Source organism: Vibrio sp. 10N.222.46.A1, assembly GCF_041473595.1.
GTDB lineage: Bacteria > Pseudomonadota > Gammaproteobacteria > Enterobacterales > Vibrionaceae > Vibrio > Vibrio tasmaniensis_A.
Genome location: NZ_JBFRSN010001263.1, coordinates 1 through 530, shown reverse-complemented (window position 1 = coordinate 530; position 530 = coordinate 1). Strand labels below are relative to the sequence as shown.

General features: G+C 40.8%; 1 pseudogene. It reads left to right on the top strand.

Features of this window, described 5'->3' with window-relative positions:
• Positions 1-256: 256 nt before the first annotated feature.
• Positions 257-530, top strand: a pseudogene (locus tag AB4496_RS25780) (hypothetical protein); the annotation flags it as partial.

Below are 530 nucleotides of genomic sequence, written 5' to 3'. Positions count from 1 at the left end.
AAAACTAAGGCCTCGCGTTTGCGAGGCCTTTTTGGTAGTTGGAGGTTTTGCTAGATACATTCATTTCAATTTGCGAGTAATGATCGCATCGTTCATTCGTTTATGGTCCTTAAACGGCGGCCTCATAGTTATATAAATGCTCTATCAACTACTCCTAGATACGTAATTAGCACCACTGTGATTAGTAAGGGCTGACCGAATCTAGTGGTGCTTTCTACTGATAATAATTTTAACTATGTGTTTAGGACGTCCTGCTATGGCTAAGAAAATCATATTCATTCATGGTCGCGCTCAAAAGCCCGATAAAGCTCCCCTTCAAGCACTCTGGTACGAGGCTATAGAACATGGCTTGCAGCGAGATTGTGGAGACTCAAGTTCATTACAAGCTTTTAAAGATGTCGATAAACGGTTTGTCTATTACGGTGAACTATCAAACACATTGTTAAAAGAACCAACGGAAGATCCTGCAAGTCGACAGCAAGCTCTGTCTGAACTCAAAAAGTACAAGACAAGCCAGTTCAATAAAACAA